Origin of the sequence: Gilvimarinus gilvus, assembly GCF_030518155.1 — a bacterium.
In the GTDB taxonomy this organism is placed as follows: domain Bacteria; phylum Pseudomonadota; class Gammaproteobacteria; order Pseudomonadales; family Cellvibrionaceae; genus Gilvimarinus; species Gilvimarinus gilvus.
Window position 1 is genome coordinate 1 of record NZ_JAULRU010000509.1, and the last position, 341, is coordinate 341.

The window sequence follows — 341 nt, forward strand, 5'->3', positions numbered from 1 at the left end:
CGATCCATCCGGTACTGCTGCATGGCAGCCTCAACCGACTGGGTGAAGTCGGTCTTCAGCTCCACCGTGGCCACTGGAATGCCGTTGATAAAGAAGGCTAGATCGATCTCGTCGGTCTTGTCCAACGAGTAACGCAGCTGCGGTACCACGCGCAGGCGGTTGGCCGCATAGCGCTGAATCACCGTCTCGTTGCGATCATCCTCCGGTAACCCCTGGCTCATGGCTAAGGTGCCGCCACCGGCCACGGCGAAGCCGTAACGCAGCACATTCACCGTTCCGCCATCGACCTTGTTTTCCAGTTGTTTAACCAGCCGATCCAGCACCACATCGCGAGTGCCAGT

Annotated in this window: 1 protein-coding gene; it reads right to left on the reverse strand. The window is 59.2% G+C overall.

What is annotated here, in order from left to right; translation table 11 throughout:
• The coding region (locus QWI17_RS09125) for a type I restriction endonuclease (protein ID WP_302722199.1) at positions 1-341 on the reverse strand (341 nt) is incomplete at both ends.